This window comes from Pseudomonas sp. 2725, from assembly GCF_050434585.1.
GTDB classification, from domain to species: domain Bacteria; phylum Pseudomonadota; class Gammaproteobacteria; order Pseudomonadales; family Pseudomonadaceae; genus Aquipseudomonas; species Aquipseudomonas jessenii.
This window is the reverse complement of the sequence record NZ_JBNDIV010000002.1, coordinates 134,509-151,202: the sequence shown is the minus strand read 5'-3', so window position 1 is coordinate 151,202 and position 16,694 is coordinate 134,509. Positions and strand designations below refer to the sequence as shown.

The window sequence follows — 16,694 nt, the reverse complement described above, 5'->3', positions numbered from 1 at the left end:
TTTCGAGTAGCCTTTTTTGATGTTTGGTTGCGGGAGCCGGATTTGAACCGACGACCTTCGGGTTATGAGCCCGACGAGCTACCAGACTGCTCCATCCCGCGTCTGTGTGGCGGCATTCTATAGAGATGCGCCGGGGTGTCAACCGTTAATCCTGAAGCAGGTCAAATAAATGCTGAATCGCGGCAAACGGTCGCAGGGATGGCCTAAGTTTCGGAATCAGAACGATTTCCGGTTTCGCTCTCGTTGAGCGTCCAGGCCTTGTTCCTGCGTTCGGTGCTACAAAACGAGCACGCACAAAAAAGGCCACTCTTTCGAGTAGCCTTTTTTGATGTTTGGTTGCGGGAGCCGGATTTGAACCGACGACCTTCGGGTTATGAGCCCGACGAGCTACCAGACTGCTCCATCCCGCGTCTGTGTGGCTCATTCTATAGAGATGCGCTCGGGTGTCAACCTCCAATTCCGATAAAACCTCTTCCCGTTCAATCGCTTAGCGTTCAAAAGGGGAGGTCGGCCGGTCTGTGAGGCAGGCAGGACAAGGCCTGCGAGTCTATTGAAAGTATTTTTTCGATTGAAAAAATAAATTCACAATCGACTCTTCCTACGATTGGAAAAGAACATTCAGACTACTGGTGCTATATACAGGTGCCAGTGAGATACTGTTTGTCCGGCACGCCATGACGCCTTTTCCTTGCCATGAACACAGCTTTGCTATGACCCAACGCAAGATCATCCACGTCGATTGTGACTGCTTCTATGCAGCCATCGAGATGCGCGACGACCCACGCCTGGCCGGTAAACCACTGGCGGTAGGTGGGTCGGCGGACCGGCGCGGGGTGATCGCCACCTGCAATTATGAGGCGCGAGCGTACGGGGTGCGTTCGGCGATGTCCTCCGGGCATGCCTTGAAGCTGTGCCCGGACCTGACCATCGTCAAGCCACGCATGGATGCCTATAGAGAAGCGTCCAGGGAAATTCATGCGATCTTTCGCGATTACACCGAGATCATCGAGCCGCTCTCGCTCGATGAGGCGTACCTTGATGTGTCGGACAGCGCGCATTTCGCAGGCAGTGCAACGCGAATCGCCCAGGACATCCGGCGCCGGGTCTCCAACCAGTTGCATATCACCGTGTCGGCGGGTGTGGCGCCGAACAAGTTTCTGGCCAAGATTGCCAGTGACTGGAAAAAGCCCAACGGCCTGTTTGTCATCACACCGGACCAGGTCGAGGACTTTGTCAGTGGTTTGCCGGTGAGCAAATTGCACGGGGTCGGCAAAGTCACCGCCGACAAGCTCGGCAAGCTGGGTATCAGCGATTGCCTGCAATTGCGCGAGTGGGACAAGTTGGCGCTGGTGCGTGAGTTCGGCAGCTTTGGCGAGCGACTCTGGAGCCTGGCCCGTGGGATCGACGACCGTGTGGTGCACAACGACAGTCGTCGTCAGTCGATCAGCGTTGAAAATACCTACGATGTTGACCTGCCAGACCTGAAGAGCTGCCTGGACAAGTTGCCCGAGCTGCTGGAGACCCTGGCAGGTCGCATGGCGCGAATCGACAGCAGCTATCGTCCGGGCAAGCCATTCGTCAAAGTGAAGTTCCACGACTTCACCCAGACTACATTGGAGCAGGCCGGGGCAGGGCGGGATCTGGGCAGTTATCAGTTGATGCTGACCCAGGCCTTCAATCGCGGCGGTAAGCCGGTGCGGTTGTTGGGTGTCGGGGTGCGGCTGGAGGACTTGCGGGGCGGGTTCGAGCAGATGGAGTTGTTTGAGCGGTAGTTTTGTGGTGAATGTGCGGGCCCCTTCGCGAGCAAGCCCGCTCCCACATTGGATTTGTGAACACCTGAAATCCTATGTGGGAGCGAGCCTGCTCGCGTTTAGTTCAGCCCCGGATTCGCTACCAGTCGCTCGCCATTGCGGGCCAGTGACTTCAGGAACTCAGTCTGCAATTCGGGATCATTGCGTGTCAGTTCGATCAGGCTCTGTTCCAGTTCACTGGCTTCCTCTTCAAGACCCAGCTCCGACAGGCGCTTGACCCGGTGGACCCACTGATTGACTTCGTCGCCCTCGAGATCGTCATAAATCAGCCCGTGGGCCTCATAGAGCTTGCTGCGCAAGGTGCTGCTGACGGCTAGCGAGGAGTCGGTGTGTACGTCGTCCTTGGCATCCTCGACACGAATCAGCAATCGGCTCAGGTGATTGATGTCATGTTCGGCGAACGGGTTGTCCAACAGATTCAGGCGCAACACGCCGTTTTTGTCGGTGGTCAGTTCGAAGGTTTCCTTGCCGGCCTTGACCTCGACCGGGCGCTCGCTCCAGGGCAGGCTTGAGTACTCCGTGCGCTTGTCGCGCTGGACTTCATCAATACCGGCCAGGTTCTGCTGCGCGCGACCGTGGGACTGCACGTTCATGAACGGGTTGAGCCCGGCGAAACCGTAGCTCAGCCAGTCCTTGGTCACGCTGTCCGGCAAATTGCCGAGGGCAAACACATTGACCACGTTGGCACCGACACCCGCTACCACGGCCACCACGCCCAGCGGGATTTCGTAAATCTCCCGCCAGGGTTGGTACGGCGTATAGCGGTCGTAGTGACGCGTGACTTCGTATTCGGTGACTTCGAAAGTCTTCTGCTCGTGGATTTTCACCCGCCGTTGCGGAAGCTCAAGCACCTTGGGCTCACCGACATCGATCTGCAGGCTGTGATCGAGCAATTTGCGCTCGACACGTTCCTCGTGCTCGCTGCGTTGTGACATTTGATTGGCACAGCCGCTGACCAGCAGGGCGCCGCACAAGGCGGCACCACCGAGGCCTAAGGTGTTTCGCTTGAACATGACGTCTCTATATCTGCTATCAGCGGCGGATGCGGGCCTGAAGGAAGGACAGTACGTCGGCGACCGGCAGCGCTTGTGCGTCGGCCTCGGTACGGCTCTTGTATTCCAGGTTGCCTTCGGCCAGGCCGCGGTCGCTGACCACGATCCGGTGTGGAATGCCGATCAGCTCCATGTCCGCGAACTTGATGCCTGGGCTGGTTTTCTTGTCACGGTCATCCAGCAGCACTTCGAAGCCGGCAGCGGTAAGTTGCGCGTACAGCTTGTCGGTGGCTTCGCGAACCTGCTCGGTTTCGTAGCGCAGCGGCACCAGGGCAATCTGGAACGGCGCGAGGGTGTCGCTCCAGATGATCCCGTTTTCGTCGTTGTTCTGCTCGATGGCAGCCGCCACCACGCGAGACACACCGATGCCGTAGCAGCCCATTTCCAGGGTGACCGGCTTGCCGTTCTCGCCCAGCACTTCGCATTTCATCGCTTTGCTGTACTTGTTGCCCAGCTGGAAGATGTGCCCGACTTCGATGCCGCGCTTGATCTCCAGGGTGCCCTTGCCGTCCGGGCTCGGGTCGCCGGCCACGACGTTGCGCAGGTCGGCAACGGTCGGAACAGGCAGGTCGCGCTCCCAGTTCACGCCGAAGTAGTGTTTATCATCGATGTTGGCACCGATGCCGAAGTCGCTCATCAGCTCGACCGAACGGTCGATGATGATCGGCAGCGGCAGGTTCAATGGGCCGAGGGAACCGGCACCGGCGCCAATGGCCTCGCGCAGTTCGCCTTCCGAGGCCATGACCAGCGGGCTGGCAACGCCTGGTTGGTTGGCGGCCTTGATTTCGTTCAGCTCATGGTCGCCACGGATGATCAGGGCAATCAGCTTGCCTTTCTCTTCAGCATGCACCACGAGGGTCTTGATGGTTTTCTCGATCGGCAGGTTGAAGCCTTCGACCAGTTGCGCAATGGTCTTGGCGTTCGGCGTGTCGACCAGGCGCAGCTCTTCGGTCGCAGCGGCACGCGAGGTTTCGCGAGGCACGGCTTCGGCTTTTTCGATGTTGGCGGCGTAGTCGGAGCCGTTGCTGAACACGATGTCGTCTTCACCGGACTCGGCCAGTACGTGGAACTCGTGGGAGCCGGCACCGCCGATGGAGCCGTTGTCGGCTTCTACAGGGCGGAACTTCAGGCCCAGACGGGTGAACACGTTGCAGTAGGCCTGGTGCATGCGGTCGTAGGTGACCTGCAGCGAAGGCTGGTCGGCGTGGAAGGAGTAGGCGTCCTTCATGATGAATTCGCGGCCGCGCATCAAGCCGAAGCGTGGGCGGATTTCGTCACGGAATTTGGTCTGGATCTGGTACAGGTTGATCGGCAGCTGCTTGTAGCTGCTCAATTCGTTGCGCATCAGATCGGTGATGACTTCTTCGTGGGTCGGGCCGGCGCAGAAGTCGCGACCGTGGCGATCCTTGAAGCGCAGCAATTCAGGGCCGTACTCTTCCCAGCGCCCGGATTCCTGCCACAGCTCAGCCGGTTGCGTGCTTGGCATCAACACTTCGAGAGAGCCGGCAGCGTTCATTTCTTCACGAACGACGGCTTCGACCTTGCGCATTACTCGCAAGCCCATCGGCAGCCAGGTGTACAGGCCTGAGGCGAGTTTGCGGATCATGCCGGCGCGCAGCATCAGCTGGTGGCTGATCACGACCGCGTCGGAAGGCGTTTCTTTTTGTGTGGCGAGCAAAAATTGACTGGTGCGCATGGTTGGCCGTTATCGATTGCTGATGACGAGATATGACGGAGCATTGTACGGGCGAGATCCGCTGGCGTACAGGCGTGCGGTCGGTGGTGTGGCAGGAGGGCGCGATTCACTCGGCCCTCCATGATTCTTCCTGCGTAACGAACCTACGATTCTTCGGCGACCGGGGTATGCACCGGTTCCGGTGTAGGTGTCGGACCTTCACGGCGGTTCTCCTGGAACCAGTGCAAGGCGATCAACAGCAGGGTCGGGACGCCCAGCAGGGCGGTAATCAGGAAGAAGTCGTGATAACCGAACTTCTCCACCATGACCCCGGAGTAGCCGCCGATCAGGCGTGGCAGTAGCAGCATGATCGAGCTGAGCAGGGCGTATTGGGTGGCGGAGAATTTGAGGTTGGTCAGGCTCGACAGGTAGGCGACGAACGCCGAGGTCGCCAGGCCCGAGCTGAAGTTGTCCAGGGAGATGGTCAGCACCAGCATGTTCAGGTTGGGGCCCATGTCGGCGAGCATCAGGAACAGGATGTTGGTCGCCGCGGAGGCGACACCGCCGATGAACAGGATCGGCAGGATGCCGAAACGCACGATCAGCAGGCCGCCCATGCCGGCGCCGACCAGGGTCATGATCAGGCCGAAGATTTTGCTGACGCTGGCGATCTGGTCCTTGGTGAAGCCCTGGTCGATGTAGAACACATTGGCCATCACGCCCATGACCGTATCGGACATCCGATAGGTGGCGATCAAGCCGAGCAGCAGCAGCGCTTGCCAGCGGTATCGCAGGATGAAGTCGTTGACGGGTGTCAGCACTGGCGCCAGGCCGCGGCGGCCCATGGCCGAGAGGCACAGGGCGGTGAGGGTGGTATAGAGAATCGCGCGCAGGAAGGCGCGGTCCTCCAGCAGCAGGTCGAGCAGGCTCTCGCCTTCGAACAGTACGCTGGCGAAGTCGGTGTTGTAGAGCTGGGTGAACATGGCCGGCACGGACACCAGCAATACGATCAGCACGAACACCGAGGCCAGTTGATGCACGAAGCTGTAGCGCCCGGCCTGCAGTTGCGTGCGCAATGGTACTGGCGGCTCGCGCATGAACAGGGATGTCAGCAGTGCCGGGACCATCAGGGCACCGAACAGGATGTAAGTGCCGGCCCAGGCCGAATGCTTGTAGTTGAAGCCGGTGGAGCCAAAACCTTCGGCGAAGTACAGCGCGCCTGCGGTAGCCAGCAGCGCAGCTACCCGGTAACCGGACATGTAACTGGCGGCCAGTGCGGCCTGGCGGTTGTCTTCGGCGATTTCCAGACGGTAGGCATCGACCGCGATGTCCTGCGTCGCTGATGCGAAAGCGACGACGACGGCAATGGCGATCAGCCAGGACAAATGCTTTTGCGGGTCGCAGAAACCCATCCCGATCAGGCCAAGGATGACCAGTGCCTGGGACAGCACGAGCCAGGACCTTCGTCGACCGAGTTTGCCGAGCAATGGCAGTCGCCATTGGTCGAGCAGGGGTGACCAGACCCATTTGAAGGCATACGCCAGGCCGATCAGGCTTGCATAGCCAATGGTTTCACGCGCCACGCCGGCTTCACGTAGCCAGACTGAAAGCGTCGAAAACACCAGCATGTAGGGCAGGCCGGCGGCGAAACCAAGCAGCAACAGCACGAGTGTCGAGGGGCTGGCATAAGCGGCGAGCGCGGCGCGCCAGGTTTTACGGGGCATGGGCTGGAGTCTGCCTCAAGAAATACGGAAACAAAGCGCGCACTCTAACCGCTGTGCTCTACCGGACGCCAGCCATGGCGCTGAATATCAACACGATTATTCAGGACACTGATGCCCTCCATGCGTAATCGTGCGCGCTGCTCATCACCCGAAGGGCTGCCGACCGGCAGGCTGATACGCCCGTTTGCGCCCAGAACACGGTGCCAGGGCAACTTGCTGTCGCCGGGCAGTTGACTGAGGGTGCGCCCGACCCAGCGGGCGGCGCGACCCAGTCCTGCGAGCTCGGCCAACTGGCCGTAGCTGACGACTTTGCCCTCGGGTACTTGTGCCAGTGTCAAATACAGCGCCGTGCGTCGGATTTGCGCTGCACTCTCGGGGTCTTCGGTTGGATCGGTCACGTCCGTCAGTCCTGAAGAAGTTTGCCTTACCATCTGTAGAGTAATTCCTGCGCAGGAAGTTGAGAAATGAACTCAACAGAAATAGTCGGGTCAGTCCTTGTCAGGGCATTGTTCCTACGGATAATGCCGACTTTTCTCGCAAGCCTGAGCCTGTATTTTGTTTATGTTGTCCAGATCCCTGCTGTGTCTCGCCGTCCTTGGCGCATCCTCTCCCTTGCTGGCCGATACCGTGTGGTTGAAGAACGGTGACAAGCTGAGCGGCAAGATCACGCTGTTCGATGGCGGAAAGCTGCTGATCCAGACCGAGTACGCCGGTGCGGTGACGATCGACTGGAAACAGGTCAAGACCCTGGACAGCGATCAGGAGTTGCTGGTCAAGCAGGATGCCTACAGTGGTGAGAAAGCCAAATCGTTGAAAGCGGCGGACGACGGCAAGGTCACGCTGGCCAACGGCGAGGGACCGAAGACGGTCGAACTGGCGAGCATCCAGCAGATTCTCAAGCCAAAACCGGTGGTCGAGGATCTGGTGTGGAAAGGCAACGTCGATGTCGCGCTGGATTATCAGCGGGCGGAAAACGACACCGATGACTACGACATCGACTTCAAGACCAGTGCGCGACACGGGCGCTGGCGGCACACCGCTGAAGGTGAGTACAACCGTGAGTTCCAGGACGACGTGGTGACCACGGACAACTGGCGGGCGGAATACTCCATCGACCGATTCCTGACCGAGCAATGGTTCTGGCAGGGGCGCCTGGTCTACAAACGCGACAAGGTCGAAGACCTTTCCCGTCAACGCACCGTCGGTACCGGTCCCGGCTATCAGTTCTGGGATAACGAACTCGGGGCGTTCTCCCTGGGCTCGCTGGTCAACCGCACGGACTATGAATTCTCCGATGGCAGCGAGGAAAATTTCTACGCCTTGGCCATGAAGTGGGACTACAACCGCTACCTGATCGGCAAACGTGTCGAGTTCTTCACCAATGGTGAGGTCGGCAAGCCGCTGTCGGGCGTGGCCGACTACGCGCTCGATGCCGAGATGGGGTTGCGCTACAAGGTGACTGACTGGGCTTCGCTGAACCTGAAGGCGGAACGCGATATCATCAGCGGCGCCGACGATGCGGATCTGGACAAGACACGCTACACCGCAGGGTTTGGCGTGACCTGGTAACAGCATCAAAAGATCGCCGCCTTCGACAGCGCCTGCAGGGGCAACCCGGGAGCTGTCGAAGGCGGCGATCTTTTTTGTGTGGACAAAACACCCGCCCACAAAAAAGCCCCGCTGTTGAGGGCGGGGCTTTTTACTAAAGCAAGTACAAGTTAGATAACTTGAACTTCTTCAGCTTGCATGCCTTTCTGACCGCGGGTAGCGATGAAAGAAACCTGTTGGCCTTCTTTCAGGCTTTTGAAGCCGTCGGACTGGATAGCTTTGAAGTGAACGAACAGGTCGTCACCGGATTGTGGAGTGATGAAGCCGAAGCCTTTTTCATCGTTGAACCACTTAACGGTACCGGTTTGGCGATTAGACATGGTGTAACTCCTTGAACAAAGATAACTGCGACTCAGGAAGAACCCTGGCCGAGACTGAGTGCAAAGAGCAGGAAAAATTCTTGTAGATGGTTGGATCGAAATTCAACATATCGTGTAGAGATTCTCAGTGACACAAGCAGCACAGTGACGCCACCTTAACCCTTTTTCCGGAACGTGCCAATGCTTCTTGCACAGGTTTCTCTGTTTTAAGGATCGGCGGTGTGACGGTTCGTCGCCAGCGCAGGTAATTCCCGCCTGTTCGGCGAGAATTGCACCGCGGACTTTGAACCCGGCGGCGCGCCCGGTAAGATGCCGGACAGAATTTTTCGACCTCGCTATTCAGGACACCCGCCATGAGCATCAAATCGGACAAGTGGATTCGCCGCATGGCGCAGGAACACGGCATGATCGAGCCATTCGTCGAGCGCCAGATGCGCGGCAGCGACGATAGCCGTGTGATCTCCTACGGCGTGTCGAGCTACGGCTACGATGTGCGTTGCACCAATCATTTCAAGGTGTTCACCAACATCAATTCGGCCATCGTCGACCCGAAGAACTTCGATGCCGGCAGCTTCGTCGACATCCACAGCGACGTGTGCATCATTCCGCCGAACTCCTTCGCCCTGGCCAGCACCGTCGAATATTTCCGCATTCCGCGTAATGTTTTGACCATTTGCCTGGGTAAAAGCACCTATGCGCGCTGCGGCATCATCGTCAACGTCACACCGCTCGAGCCTGAGTGGGAAGGTCACGTGACCCTCGAGTTCTCCAACACCACCAATCTGCCGGCGAAAATCTACGCGAACGAGGGCGTGGCACAGATGCTGTTCCTTGAGTCTGACGAAGAGTGTGAAGTGTCCTACAAGGACCGTGGCGGCAAGTATCAGGGCCAGCGTGGCGTGACCCTGCCTCGCACCTGAGTCAACCGTCTGGCAAATGCCGGGAATTCCTGAGCGGGCGTACACTCTATGGGGTGTACTGTTCCGATCCGCGCAAGGTGGGTCGGGTCATCGCTCAGGAGTGCCGAATGAAGATCGATCCGCGAATCAGTGCCGAACTGGCAAGGCTTGAACCCAATCAGGTTGGCGTTCTGGCCTGGTCCTTGTTGGCACACCCGCCCGTCAGCATGGCAGGGGGTATTCCCGGCCAGCCTGATCCTGATACCCCGAACGAGCAGCCTAATGAGCCGGGCGAGCCTACGCTGCCGGATGAGCCGCCGCCTGCGCCAGTAGTCTGATAATCCAGACACTACAGATCAAAAAATGTGGGAGCGGGCTTGCTCGCGAAAGCGGTGTGCCAGACAACACAAATGTTGAATGTCAGACCGCATTCGCGAGCAAATCCGCTCCCACAGGTTTTTTGTCAGGTGTTACTTCAGGTTGCCGCTGAGGAACTGCTTCAACCGCTCGCTTTTCGGATTGCCCAGCACTTCTTCCGGTGCGCCTTCTTCCTCCACCAGGCCCTGGTGCAGAAACAACACCTGGCTCGACACTTTGCGGGCGAAGCTCATTTCGTGGGTCACCATGATCATGGTCCGGCCTTCTTCGGCCAGGCCCTGGATCACCTTGAGCACTTCACCCACCAGTTCCGGGTCCAGCGCCGAAGTCGGTTCGTCGAACAGCATGACTTCCGGCTCCATGGCCAGTGCGCGGGCAATCGCTACCCGTTGTTGCTGACCGCCGGACAGGAATGCCGGGTATTGGTCAGCCACACGGGGGGCCAGCCCCACCTTGTCCAGGTAGCGCCGGGCGCGATCCTCGGCTTCTTTCCTGTCACAGCCCAGCACCCGGCGCGGCGCCATGGTGATGTTTTCCAGCACCGTCATGTGGCTCCACAGGTTGAAATGCTGGAACACCATGGCCAGGCGGGTGCGAATCCGCTGCAGTTCATTGGCGTCGGCCACGTGCATGCCGTGACGATCCTTGATCATGCGGATGTTCTGCCCGTCGAGGCTCATGGCGCCATCGTTGGGTTGTTCCAGGAAGTTGATGCAGCGTAGAAAGGTACTTTTACCCGAGCCGCTGGCGCCGATCAGACTGATGACGTCGCCGGTTTTGGCCTTGAGCGAAACACCTTTGAGGACTTCATGGTCGCCGTAGCTTTTATGCAGGCCTTCGATGGTCAATTTGTACATGGGGCGTGCATCCTCAAGGCGAAAGTAGATAGCCGCTGCGATAGGCTTCGGTGCCCGCGACGTGGGCGATCACCATGCCGGCAGTGGCCATGCGGCGCAGCGAGCGGGCGTACATCAGCCCGGCTGTGGCGCAATGAACGGGAGTGACCAGATCGTTGACCGGATCAATGATCTCGGCGATCAGTTGCCCGGCTTCCAGGTACTGGCCCGGCCGCGCGGTGAACACCAGCAGGCCGCCGACGGGCGTGGCCACCGGCTCAACACCGGCCAGCGGTGTCGCCGGATAGGGCAGGTCGGGCAGGGGCGCGGGTTCGCCGGCGATCGCGCCGAAATGGATCAGGTAATCGATCAGTGCCTGGCAATCGAGGCTGGCCAGCGGGTGATTGACGTCGCCTTGACCGCGCAGTTCGACGGTCACCGAAAAACTGCCCGGCGGAATGTCGAACTCCTCGCCGAAGCGATCCTTCAATTGCCACCAGAGCAGGGTGAAGCATTCGTCGAACGACTGGCCACCGGAATCGGTTGCCAGCAGGCTGGCTTGGGCGCCGATGTAACGGGCCAGCGGCTCGACCTGCGACCAGGCTTCAGGTGTGGTGTAGAGGTGCGCGACCGCTTCGAAATCGCAATGCAGGTCGAGCACCATGTCGGCGTCGCAGGCCAGTCGCTGCAGGGTCAGGCGCTGGGATTGCAATTGGGTGCCGGCGGTCTGCCGGGCCAGCGCGTCGCGCAGGTTGCTGCGGATCAATTGCAGGTTGTGCTGCGGATCGTCACCGAGCTTGCCTTCGATCGCGTTGCCGACTTCCTCGCTGAGGTCGACGAACCAGCGGTTGAAGTTCTGGCCGCTTTCCAGCTCGTAGCGACCCAGCGGCACATCCATCAGCACCTGTTCCAGGCCCACGGGGTTGGCGATGGGCACCAGCACGATTTCGCTGCGCAGGCGCCCGGCGGCTTCCAGCTCTGCCAGGCGTTGCTTGAGGTGCCAGGCCACCAGCATGCCGGGCATTTCGTCGGCGTGCAGGGAGGCCTGGATGTAGATCTTGCCGTTGGCCGATTGAGGGCCGAAGTGAAAGCTGTGGATCTGTCTCGCGGTCCCCGGCAGCGGGGCCAGCAGGTCATGTTTCTGGTGGCGCATCTGTTGTTCCTGAAGCAGGTTGAGACCTAGTGGGTCGGCCCGAGGAAGGCCAGCCATCGGCGTTCGGCAAGGCGGAACAGGCCGACCAGCGCAAAAGTGACGGTCAGGTAGATCAGCGCGGCGATGCCGAACGACTGGAAGGTCAGGAAGGTCGCCGAGTTGGCGTCCCGAGCAACTTTGAGCACGTCCGGGATGGTCGCGGTGAAGGCCACGGTGGTCGAGTGCAGCATCAGGATCACTTCGTTGCTGTAGTACGGCAACGAGCGACGCAAGGCCGATGGCATGATCACGTAGGCATACAGTTTCCAGCCGGTCAGGCCGTAAGCCTTGGCCGCTTCGACTTCGCCGTGGTTCATGCTGCGGATGGCCCCGGCGAAGATCTCCGTGGTGTAGGCGCAGGTGTTCAGGGCGAAGGCCAGGATCGTGCAGTTCATCGCATCGCGAAAGAACGCGTCCAGTACGGGCTGGGCCCGAATGGCGGCCAGGCTGTAGATCCCCGTGTAACAGATCAATAGCTGGATATAGAGCGGCGTGCCACGGAACAGGTAGGTATAGAACTGCACCGGCCAACGGATGTAGAAGTGCGGCGATACACGGGCGATGGACAGCGGGATCGACACGATAAAACCGATGAAGATCGAAGCGCTGAGCAGCCACATCGTCATGGCCAGGCCGGTGATGTTGTTGCCGTCGCTATAGAGGAAGGGTTTCCAGTATTCCTGCAGGAGTTCGATCATCGTACGGCCTCCCGGGTCCCGGCGGAGTAACGACGTTCGAGCCAGCGCAGGATGACGTTGGACGCGCTGGTGATCACCAGGTAGATCAGCGCGGCAAGCACCAGGAAATAAAACAGCTGATAGGTACTTTTACCGGCGTCCTGGGCAGCCTTGACCAGGTCGGCGAGGCCGATGATCGACACCAGGGCCGTGGCCTTGAGCATCACCATCCAGTTGTTGCCGATACCCGGCAAGGCATAACGCATCATTTGCGGGAACACCACAATCCAGAAACGCTGGCCGCGCTTGAGGCCATAGGCGGTGGCCGCTTCGACCTGACCCCGCGGAACGGCGAGAATCGCGCCACGGAAGGTTTCAGTGAAATACGCACCGTAGATGAAGCCCAGGGTGATGACCCCGGCACTGAACGGGTTGATCTCGATGTATTCCCATTCCATGTAATCGGTAAACGAGGTCAGCCAGGTTTGCAGGCTGTAGAAGATCAGCAGCATCAGGACCAGGTCCGGAACGCCGCGAATGAGTGTGGTGTAGAGCTGGGCAGGCACGCGCATCAGTTTGACTTTTGACAGCTTGGCACTGGCGCCGAGCAGCCCGAGCAGCACGGCCAGCAACAGCGACAACGCCGACAGCTTGATCGTCATCCAGGTACCTTGCATCAGCAGCGGACCGAAGCCCTTGAGGCTGAAGGCAGAGAGCCCCAGATTTTCTAATAAGGTTTCGAACATAAATCAGCAACCTGATCGGATGAAAAAAGCGCCCATCGAGAGATGGGCGCCGGGCATTATTTGCCGCTGTACAGATTCAGATCGCCAAAGTGTTTCTTCTGAATGGTGGCGTAGGTGCCATCATCGTGTAACGCTTTGATACCTTTATCCAAAAGTGCTTTCAGCTCGGTGTTACCTTTCTTAATACCGACAGCGGTTTTGGCAGGCAGCAGTTCGCTGTCGACTGGCTTGCTGACTTCGTAGCCTTCACCTTTTGGTGACTTCAAGAAGCCCAGTTCGGCTTGCAGCATGTCCTGGATCGCTGCGTCGAGACGGCCGGAAGTCAGGTCGGAATACACCTGATCCTGATTCTGATAGGCCTGGGTTTTCACGCCGGCCTTGTCGAGAACGGCTTTGGCGTAGGCTTCCTGGATGGTGCCTTGCTCGTAGCCTACGGTTTTGCCCTTCAGCGAAGCGACGTCCTCGGTCAGGCCGGAGCCTTTCTTGAACACGTAGGCGGTTGGGCCGGAGAACAACTCGCTGGAGAAGTCGATGACTTTTTCACGGGCCGGGGTAACGGTCATCGACGAGATCACACCGTCGAATTTATTGGCTTTCAGGCCCGGAATCATGCCATCGAAGTCACTCTCGACCCACTTGCACTTGACCTTCAGTTCGGCGCAGATCGCGTTCCCCAGATCGATGTCAAAGCCTACCAGGCTGCCATCGGCCGCTTTCGATTCGAACGGTGCGTAGGAAGGGTCAACGCCGAAACGCAGTTCTTTGTACTCCTTCGCCATGGCGGAACCAGCAGCCATGCACAACGCCAGTGCAGAAAGGGTCAGCAATGCTTTTTTCATTATTCAATCCCTAAAAACCAATATGAGCGCTTGTGGCGCAGAATTATTGTTACTGGAAAGCGTAAGACCTGTTGAAAGTAGCAATTTCCGAACCAGAGTGCCGAACAAGCGTTTTATTTAGTTACTTGGAAATGGCCGGAGACAGATTTATGCACGAAAACGGGCGCAGGGAAATGGGTGCACCAAATCAACTCGCCACAAAAGAACGGATTGACCGAGCAGGTTTCGCAGGGCCGGGCACTCCACCTCGTTACATGACTTGTCCTTGAGTCAGCGCAACCGCGATTACGATTCAACATTCAACCTCTATTTTGAATGTCAGACCGCTATCGCGGGCAAGTAAAGGGCTGGGTTATTTACCGGGTGTCAGCGTCAACCGCGCCTTGCCATAGGCGTTGTCGAAGTTCTGCGGCTGCATCGGCAGGCTCATGTACTGGCCCTTGAACCACGGCTCGATGCTGTTGAGGTAGTTCGGGCTGGCCGGGTTGCCGGACTGGCCGGTGCCGTTCTGCGCCATCAGCGGTTCGGACTGGCCGAAGTCGACGATAAAGCGCATGGCTGGCGCCAGCGTGGTGTTGAAGTCCTGGCCCCAGGCGAAGGCGGCGGTGTTGAGAGTGGTGTGATCGCCACCGGCCGGCAACGGTCCGCGTACGGTCTGGCCGCTGCTGTTTTTCCATTCATAGCGATGCAGTTTGCCCCATTGCCAGGCTTTGTGATCGCCACCCAACTGACTGTCGCCGGCGCTGATCGCGGCGGCGAGGCTGCGGGCGAGGATGGCCGGTTTGTCCTCTTTCTGTGCGGTGCGCACGTCATCCCAGAACGGGCTGTCCTCACGCCCGAGCAGGTGATCGGCCTGGGTCGCGTAGGACAACTTGCCGTCGGCGACAAAAGCTTTCCACGTCGGGCTGCTTTCCGGGCCCAGTTCATCGAGGAAGATCTGCCGCGTGCTTTCCTGCAGGAACAGTTCGTAGATGGCCGCATCGGTGGAGGTCGGGCCGAGCTTGCCGTCGAACGCCATCAAGCGGCTGTAGGCTTCGTGTGCCTTGGCGCGATCGGCCGCCGGCAAGGCGTCCATGGCTTGTTTGAGTGGCTGGGCCATACCCGGCGCTTCGAACATTTTCTTCAGCTTGGCAGCGAAGGTGGTGGTCTGGTCGTATTGCATGGCGATCAGGCTGCGGCTGTCGTGTTTGCCTGCACCGGCCAGTTCGGCCAGGCGCTCGCCGCGCTCCGGAGCGGCCCAGGAATTGGACAGCTGCATGCCGTAGCCATGGGGAATGACTCGCTGGTTGGCGGTGCCGAGCCAGCCCTGAGCCGGGTCCTGATCGTACGGGTGCAGCATTGGGTCAGCGTAACCGTCCCAATCGTATCGACCTTCCCAGCCCGGCGAGGGCAGCAAGCCTTCGCCTTCGCGGCGATTCGGGTAACGACCGGTGACTTGCCAGCCGATGTGATTCGCGTCGGCGAACACCAGGTTCATCGCAATGGCGCGGATTTCGCGGCTGGCGTCCGAGGCTTTCTCGACACTCTGGGCGCGGGACAGGTCGAAGAGCGCGTCCAGGGTCTTGTCGTCGGTGAAGTTCGGCGTCTGCAAGGCCAGGCCGAAACCATTGGCCAGCGTGGTGCCCTGGGCGCTGTTGAGCAGCGGGCCATGGCGGGTTTCGTACACCGCTTCGCGAATCGGCCGCTGGCCTTTGACGAAATAGGTTTCGTTGCGCACGATCGCCGGCTGCCACTTCCCGGCGTTTTCGTAGGTAAGCCCGTTACTCTGGCGCTTGATCTTCTCCAGGAACAGGTCCTGATTGTCGCCCATCACGGACGTCATGCTCCACGCCACCTTGCCGTTGAAACCTCCAAGCACCATCGGCAGACCCGCGATGGTCACGCCGGATGCCTGATACTTCGGCGTGCGAATCTGCACGTAACTGAACAATGAAGGCACGCCCAGCGGGCCATGACTGTCACTGGCCAGCAGGCTCTTGCCGCTGCGGCTGCGTTGCGGGGCGATGGCCCAGTTGTTCGACGAAGTGGCGCCCAGCAGGTTCAGGTCCGACAGTTGGCCTGTGGCTTTGCTGAGTTCGGTCAGCCCCGGCACTTGCCCGTTGAGCTTGAGGCCTTGTAGTTTTTCGCTTTCGGCGACCGGCAGTTTTTCGTCGGGAGCCGACGGCGTCAGCCATGCAAGTTTGTCGGTGGTGACGGTCTGGGCCAGTACCAGCGAGGAAATTTCTTCCGGCAGGTTGGTCGACTGGCTGAAGTTCAGCAGGCAGAAAATCAGCGCCGAATCCTCCGGCTGCCAGTACTCAGGCTTGTAGCTGGTGGCTGCCAGATCCGTCGGCAGTTTGTCGCGGTAGCGGAACAGGTAGGCGTTGACCCCGCGCGCATAGACTTCGAAGAAACGCTTGAGGCGCGGTGAAGAGGCCTTGTACAGCTCGCCAGCACTTTTCTTCAGGTTGACCGCCCGCATGTAACGGTCGGCATCCAGCAGGTCCGCACCGTGCATCTCGGCCAAACGGCCCTGGGCCAGCAGGCGCAGGGTGACCATCTGGGTGATGCGGTCGCTGGCATGCACGTAACCGAGGGTGAACAGCGCGTCGTGGAAGCTGTTGCTTTCGATCAGCGGCATGCCCATGGCATTGCGGCGCACCGAAACGCTCTGCGCCAGGCCCTTGAGTGGTTGTACGCCGGAGGTCGGCGGGAGGGTGTCCTGGGCGTTGAAGTTCTGACAACCGGTCAGGCTCAACACACCGGCCACTGCTGCGGCAACGCCGAACCGGGGTAGAAAATGAGTAAGGGCTGGCGAGGCCATGGCAAAGCTCCTGCGGGGGTAGAGGCGGCGGCGCGCAATAAAGGCGCTACGTTAGTGAGCGGGAGGTGGCCGCGCAAGCGGGGTACAAGGTTATTTCAGGATTTGTCTGATAAACCGGAAAGATCGCAGTCTTG

The 16,694-nt window shown here is 59.4% G+C and carries 15 protein-coding genes and 2 tRNA genes; 4 read left to right on the top strand and 13 right to left on the bottom strand.

Going from position 1 to position 16,694, the window contains the following annotated elements; genetic code table 11:
- Positions 1-24: 24 nt before the first annotated feature.
- Positions 25-101, bottom strand: a tRNA-Met gene (locus ABIE16_RS05035).
- Between the two features lie 232 nt (positions 102-333).
- A tRNA-Met gene (locus ABIE16_RS05030) sits at positions 334-410 on the bottom strand.
- Positions 411-710: 300 nt separating this feature from the next.
- On the opposite strand from ABIE16_RS05030, the gene dinB reads away from it, so the two are divergent.
- Positions 711-1,772 (top strand): DNA polymerase IV, encoded by a 1,062-nt coding sequence (gene dinB / locus ABIE16_RS05025; protein WP_154909638.1) that lies wholly within the window; start codon positions 711-713, stop codon positions 1,770-1,772.
- Positions 1,773-1,870: 98 nt separating this feature from the next.
- Here dinB and ABIE16_RS05020 read toward each other — a convergent pair whose 3' ends face one another.
- The 4 genes from ABIE16_RS05020 to ABIE16_RS05005 form a co-directional block, all read right to left on the bottom strand.
- On the bottom strand, positions 1,871-2,824 hold the full coding sequence (locus ABIE16_RS05020) for a hypothetical protein (protein WP_429520653.1): 954 nt from the start codon (positions 2,822-2,824) through the stop codon (positions 1,871-1,873).
- 19 nt (positions 2,825-2,843) lie between these two features.
- Positions 2,844-4,559, bottom strand: coding sequence for a proline--tRNA ligase (locus tag ABIE16_RS05015; protein ID WP_057716136.1), 1,716 nt, complete (start codon positions 4,557-4,559; stop codon positions 2,844-2,846).
- Between the two features lie 143 nt (positions 4,560-4,702).
- Positions 4,703-6,262, bottom strand: a complete 1,560-nt coding sequence (locus ABIE16_RS05010) for an AmpG family muropeptide MFS transporter (protein WP_057716135.1) — start codon at positions 6,260-6,262, stop codon at positions 4,703-4,705.
- 44 nt (positions 6,263-6,306) lie between these two features.
- Positions 6,307-6,693: an MGMT family protein gene (locus tag ABIE16_RS05005; RefSeq protein WP_219733057.1), complete on the bottom strand. Its 387-nt coding sequence runs from the start codon at positions 6,691-6,693 to the stop codon at positions 6,307-6,309.
- A 130-nt stretch (positions 6,694-6,823) separates the two neighbouring features.
- Here ABIE16_RS05005 and ABIE16_RS05000 point away from each other — a divergent pair, with 130 nt between their 5' ends.
- A complete protein-coding gene (locus ABIE16_RS05000) occupies positions 6,824-7,831 on the top strand; it encodes a DUF481 domain-containing protein (RefSeq protein ID WP_090453513.1) in 1,008 nt (335 codons plus the stop codon).
- Positions 7,832-7,980: 149 nt separating this feature from the next.
- Here the strand turns inward: ABIE16_RS05000 and ABIE16_RS04995 are convergent, their stop codons facing one another.
- Positions 7,981-8,190, bottom strand: a complete 210-nt coding sequence (locus ABIE16_RS04995) for a cold-shock protein (RefSeq protein ID WP_002554837.1) — start codon at positions 8,188-8,190, stop codon at positions 7,981-7,983.
- A 353-nt stretch (positions 8,191-8,543) separates the two neighbouring features.
- Between ABIE16_RS04995 and dcd the strand changes: the two genes are divergently transcribed.
- Together dcd and ABIE16_RS04985 are read left to right on the top strand one after the other, a co-directional pair.
- Positions 8,544-9,110: a dCTP deaminase gene (gene dcd, locus ABIE16_RS04990; RefSeq protein ID WP_007940589.1), complete on the top strand. Its 567-nt coding sequence runs from the start codon at positions 8,544-8,546 to the stop codon at positions 9,108-9,110.
- Between the two features lie 107 nt (positions 9,111-9,217).
- Positions 9,218-9,427, top strand: coding sequence for a hypothetical protein (locus tag ABIE16_RS04985; protein ID WP_008052149.1), 210 nt, complete (start codon positions 9,218-9,220; stop codon positions 9,425-9,427).
- Positions 9,428-9,559: 132 nt separating this feature from the next.
- Here the strand turns inward: ABIE16_RS04985 and ABIE16_RS04980 are convergent, their stop codons facing one another.
- The 6 genes from ABIE16_RS04980 to ABIE16_RS04955 all read right to left on the bottom strand — a co-directional run bounded on the left by ABIE16_RS04980 (position 9,560) and on the right by ABIE16_RS04955 (position 16,560).
- Positions 9,560-10,324 carry an ABC transporter ATP-binding protein gene (locus ABIE16_RS04980; protein WP_057716131.1) on the bottom strand — a complete coding sequence of 255 codons (765 nt, stop codon included), beginning with the start codon at positions 10,322-10,324 and terminating at the stop codon, positions 9,560-9,562.
- Between the two features lie 13 nt (positions 10,325-10,337).
- Complete coding sequence (locus tag ABIE16_RS04975; RefSeq protein WP_429520652.1) at positions 10,338-11,456, bottom strand: succinylglutamate desuccinylase/aspartoacylase family protein; 1,119 nt, start codon at positions 11,454-11,456, stop codon at positions 10,338-10,340.
- Positions 11,457-11,482: 26 nt separating this feature from the next.
- Positions 11,483-12,193 carry an ABC transporter permease gene (locus ABIE16_RS04970; protein WP_057716129.1) on the bottom strand — a complete coding sequence of 237 codons (711 nt, stop codon included), beginning with the start codon at positions 12,191-12,193 and terminating at the stop codon, positions 11,483-11,485.
- A complete protein-coding gene (locus ABIE16_RS04965) occupies positions 12,190-12,918 on the bottom strand; it encodes an ABC transporter permease (protein WP_057716128.1) in 729 nt (242 codons plus the stop codon). Before ABIE16_RS04965 ends, ABIE16_RS04970 begins: the two co-directional genes overlap by 4 nt.
- Before the next feature lie 56 nt (positions 12,919-12,974).
- Positions 12,975-13,757, bottom strand: a complete 783-nt coding sequence (locus tag ABIE16_RS04960) for a transporter substrate-binding domain-containing protein (RefSeq protein ID WP_057716127.1) — start codon at positions 13,755-13,757, stop codon at positions 12,975-12,977.
- Positions 13,758-14,109: 352 nt separating this feature from the next.
- The gene (locus ABIE16_RS04955; protein ID WP_429520651.1) at positions 14,110-16,560 is read right to left on the bottom strand and encodes a penicillin acylase family protein; all 2,451 of its coding nucleotides are present in this window, start codon (positions 16,558-16,560) and stop codon (positions 14,110-14,112) included.
- Positions 16,561-16,694 lie beyond the last annotated feature (134 nt).

Excerpts from the sequence above, each read along its gene's own strand:
- ABIE16_RS05005 (WP_219733057.1), bottom strand. The coding sequence starts at position 6,693 with ATGGTAAGGCAAACTTCTTCAGGACTGACGGACGTGACCGATCCAACC.
- ABIE16_RS04965 (WP_057716128.1), bottom strand. The coding sequence starts at position 12,918 with ATGTTCGAAACCTTATTAGAAAATCTGGGGCTCTCTGCCTTCAGCCTC.
- ABIE16_RS05020 (WP_429520653.1), bottom strand. The coding sequence starts at position 2,824 with ATGTTCAAGCGAAACACCTTAGGCCTCGGTGGTGCCGCCTTGTGCGGC.
- ABIE16_RS05015 (WP_057716136.1), bottom strand. The coding sequence starts at position 4,559 with ATGCGCACCAGTCAATTTTTGCTCGCCACACAAAAAGAAACGCCTTCC.
- ABIE16_RS04980 (WP_057716131.1), bottom strand. The coding sequence starts at position 10,324 with ATGTACAAATTGACCATCGAAGGCCTGCATAAAAGCTACGGCGACCAT.
- ABIE16_RS04985 (WP_008052149.1), top strand. The coding sequence starts at position 9,218 with ATGAAGATCGATCCGCGAATCAGTGCCGAACTGGCAAGGCTTGAACCC.
- ABIE16_RS04995 (WP_002554837.1), bottom strand. The coding sequence starts at position 8,190 with ATGTCTAATCGCCAAACCGGTACCGTTAAGTGGTTCAACGATGAAAAA.
- dcd (WP_007940589.1), top strand. The coding sequence starts at position 8,544 with ATGAGCATCAAATCGGACAAGTGGATTCGCCGCATGGCGCAGGAACAC.
- dinB (WP_154909638.1), top strand. The coding sequence starts at position 711 with ATGACCCAACGCAAGATCATCCACGTCGATTGTGACTGCTTCTATGCA.
- ABIE16_RS04970 (WP_057716129.1), bottom strand. The coding sequence starts at position 12,193 with ATGATCGAACTCCTGCAGGAATACTGGAAACCCTTCCTCTATAGCGAC.
- ABIE16_RS04975 (WP_429520652.1), bottom strand. The coding sequence starts at position 11,456 with ATGCGCCACCAGAAACATGACCTGCTGGCCCCGCTGCCGGGGACCGCG.
- ABIE16_RS04955 (WP_429520651.1), bottom strand. The coding sequence starts at position 16,560 with ATGGCCTCGCCAGCCCTTACTCATTTTCTACCCCGGTTCGGCGTTGCC.
- ABIE16_RS04960 (WP_057716127.1), bottom strand. The coding sequence starts at position 13,757 with ATGAAAAAAGCATTGCTGACCCTTTCTGCACTGGCGTTGTGCATGGCT.
- ABIE16_RS05000 (WP_090453513.1), top strand. The coding sequence starts at position 6,824 with ATGTTGTCCAGATCCCTGCTGTGTCTCGCCGTCCTTGGCGCATCCTCT.
- ABIE16_RS05010 (WP_057716135.1), bottom strand. The coding sequence starts at position 6,262 with ATGCCCCGTAAAACCTGGCGCGCCGCGCTCGCCGCTTATGCCAGCCCC.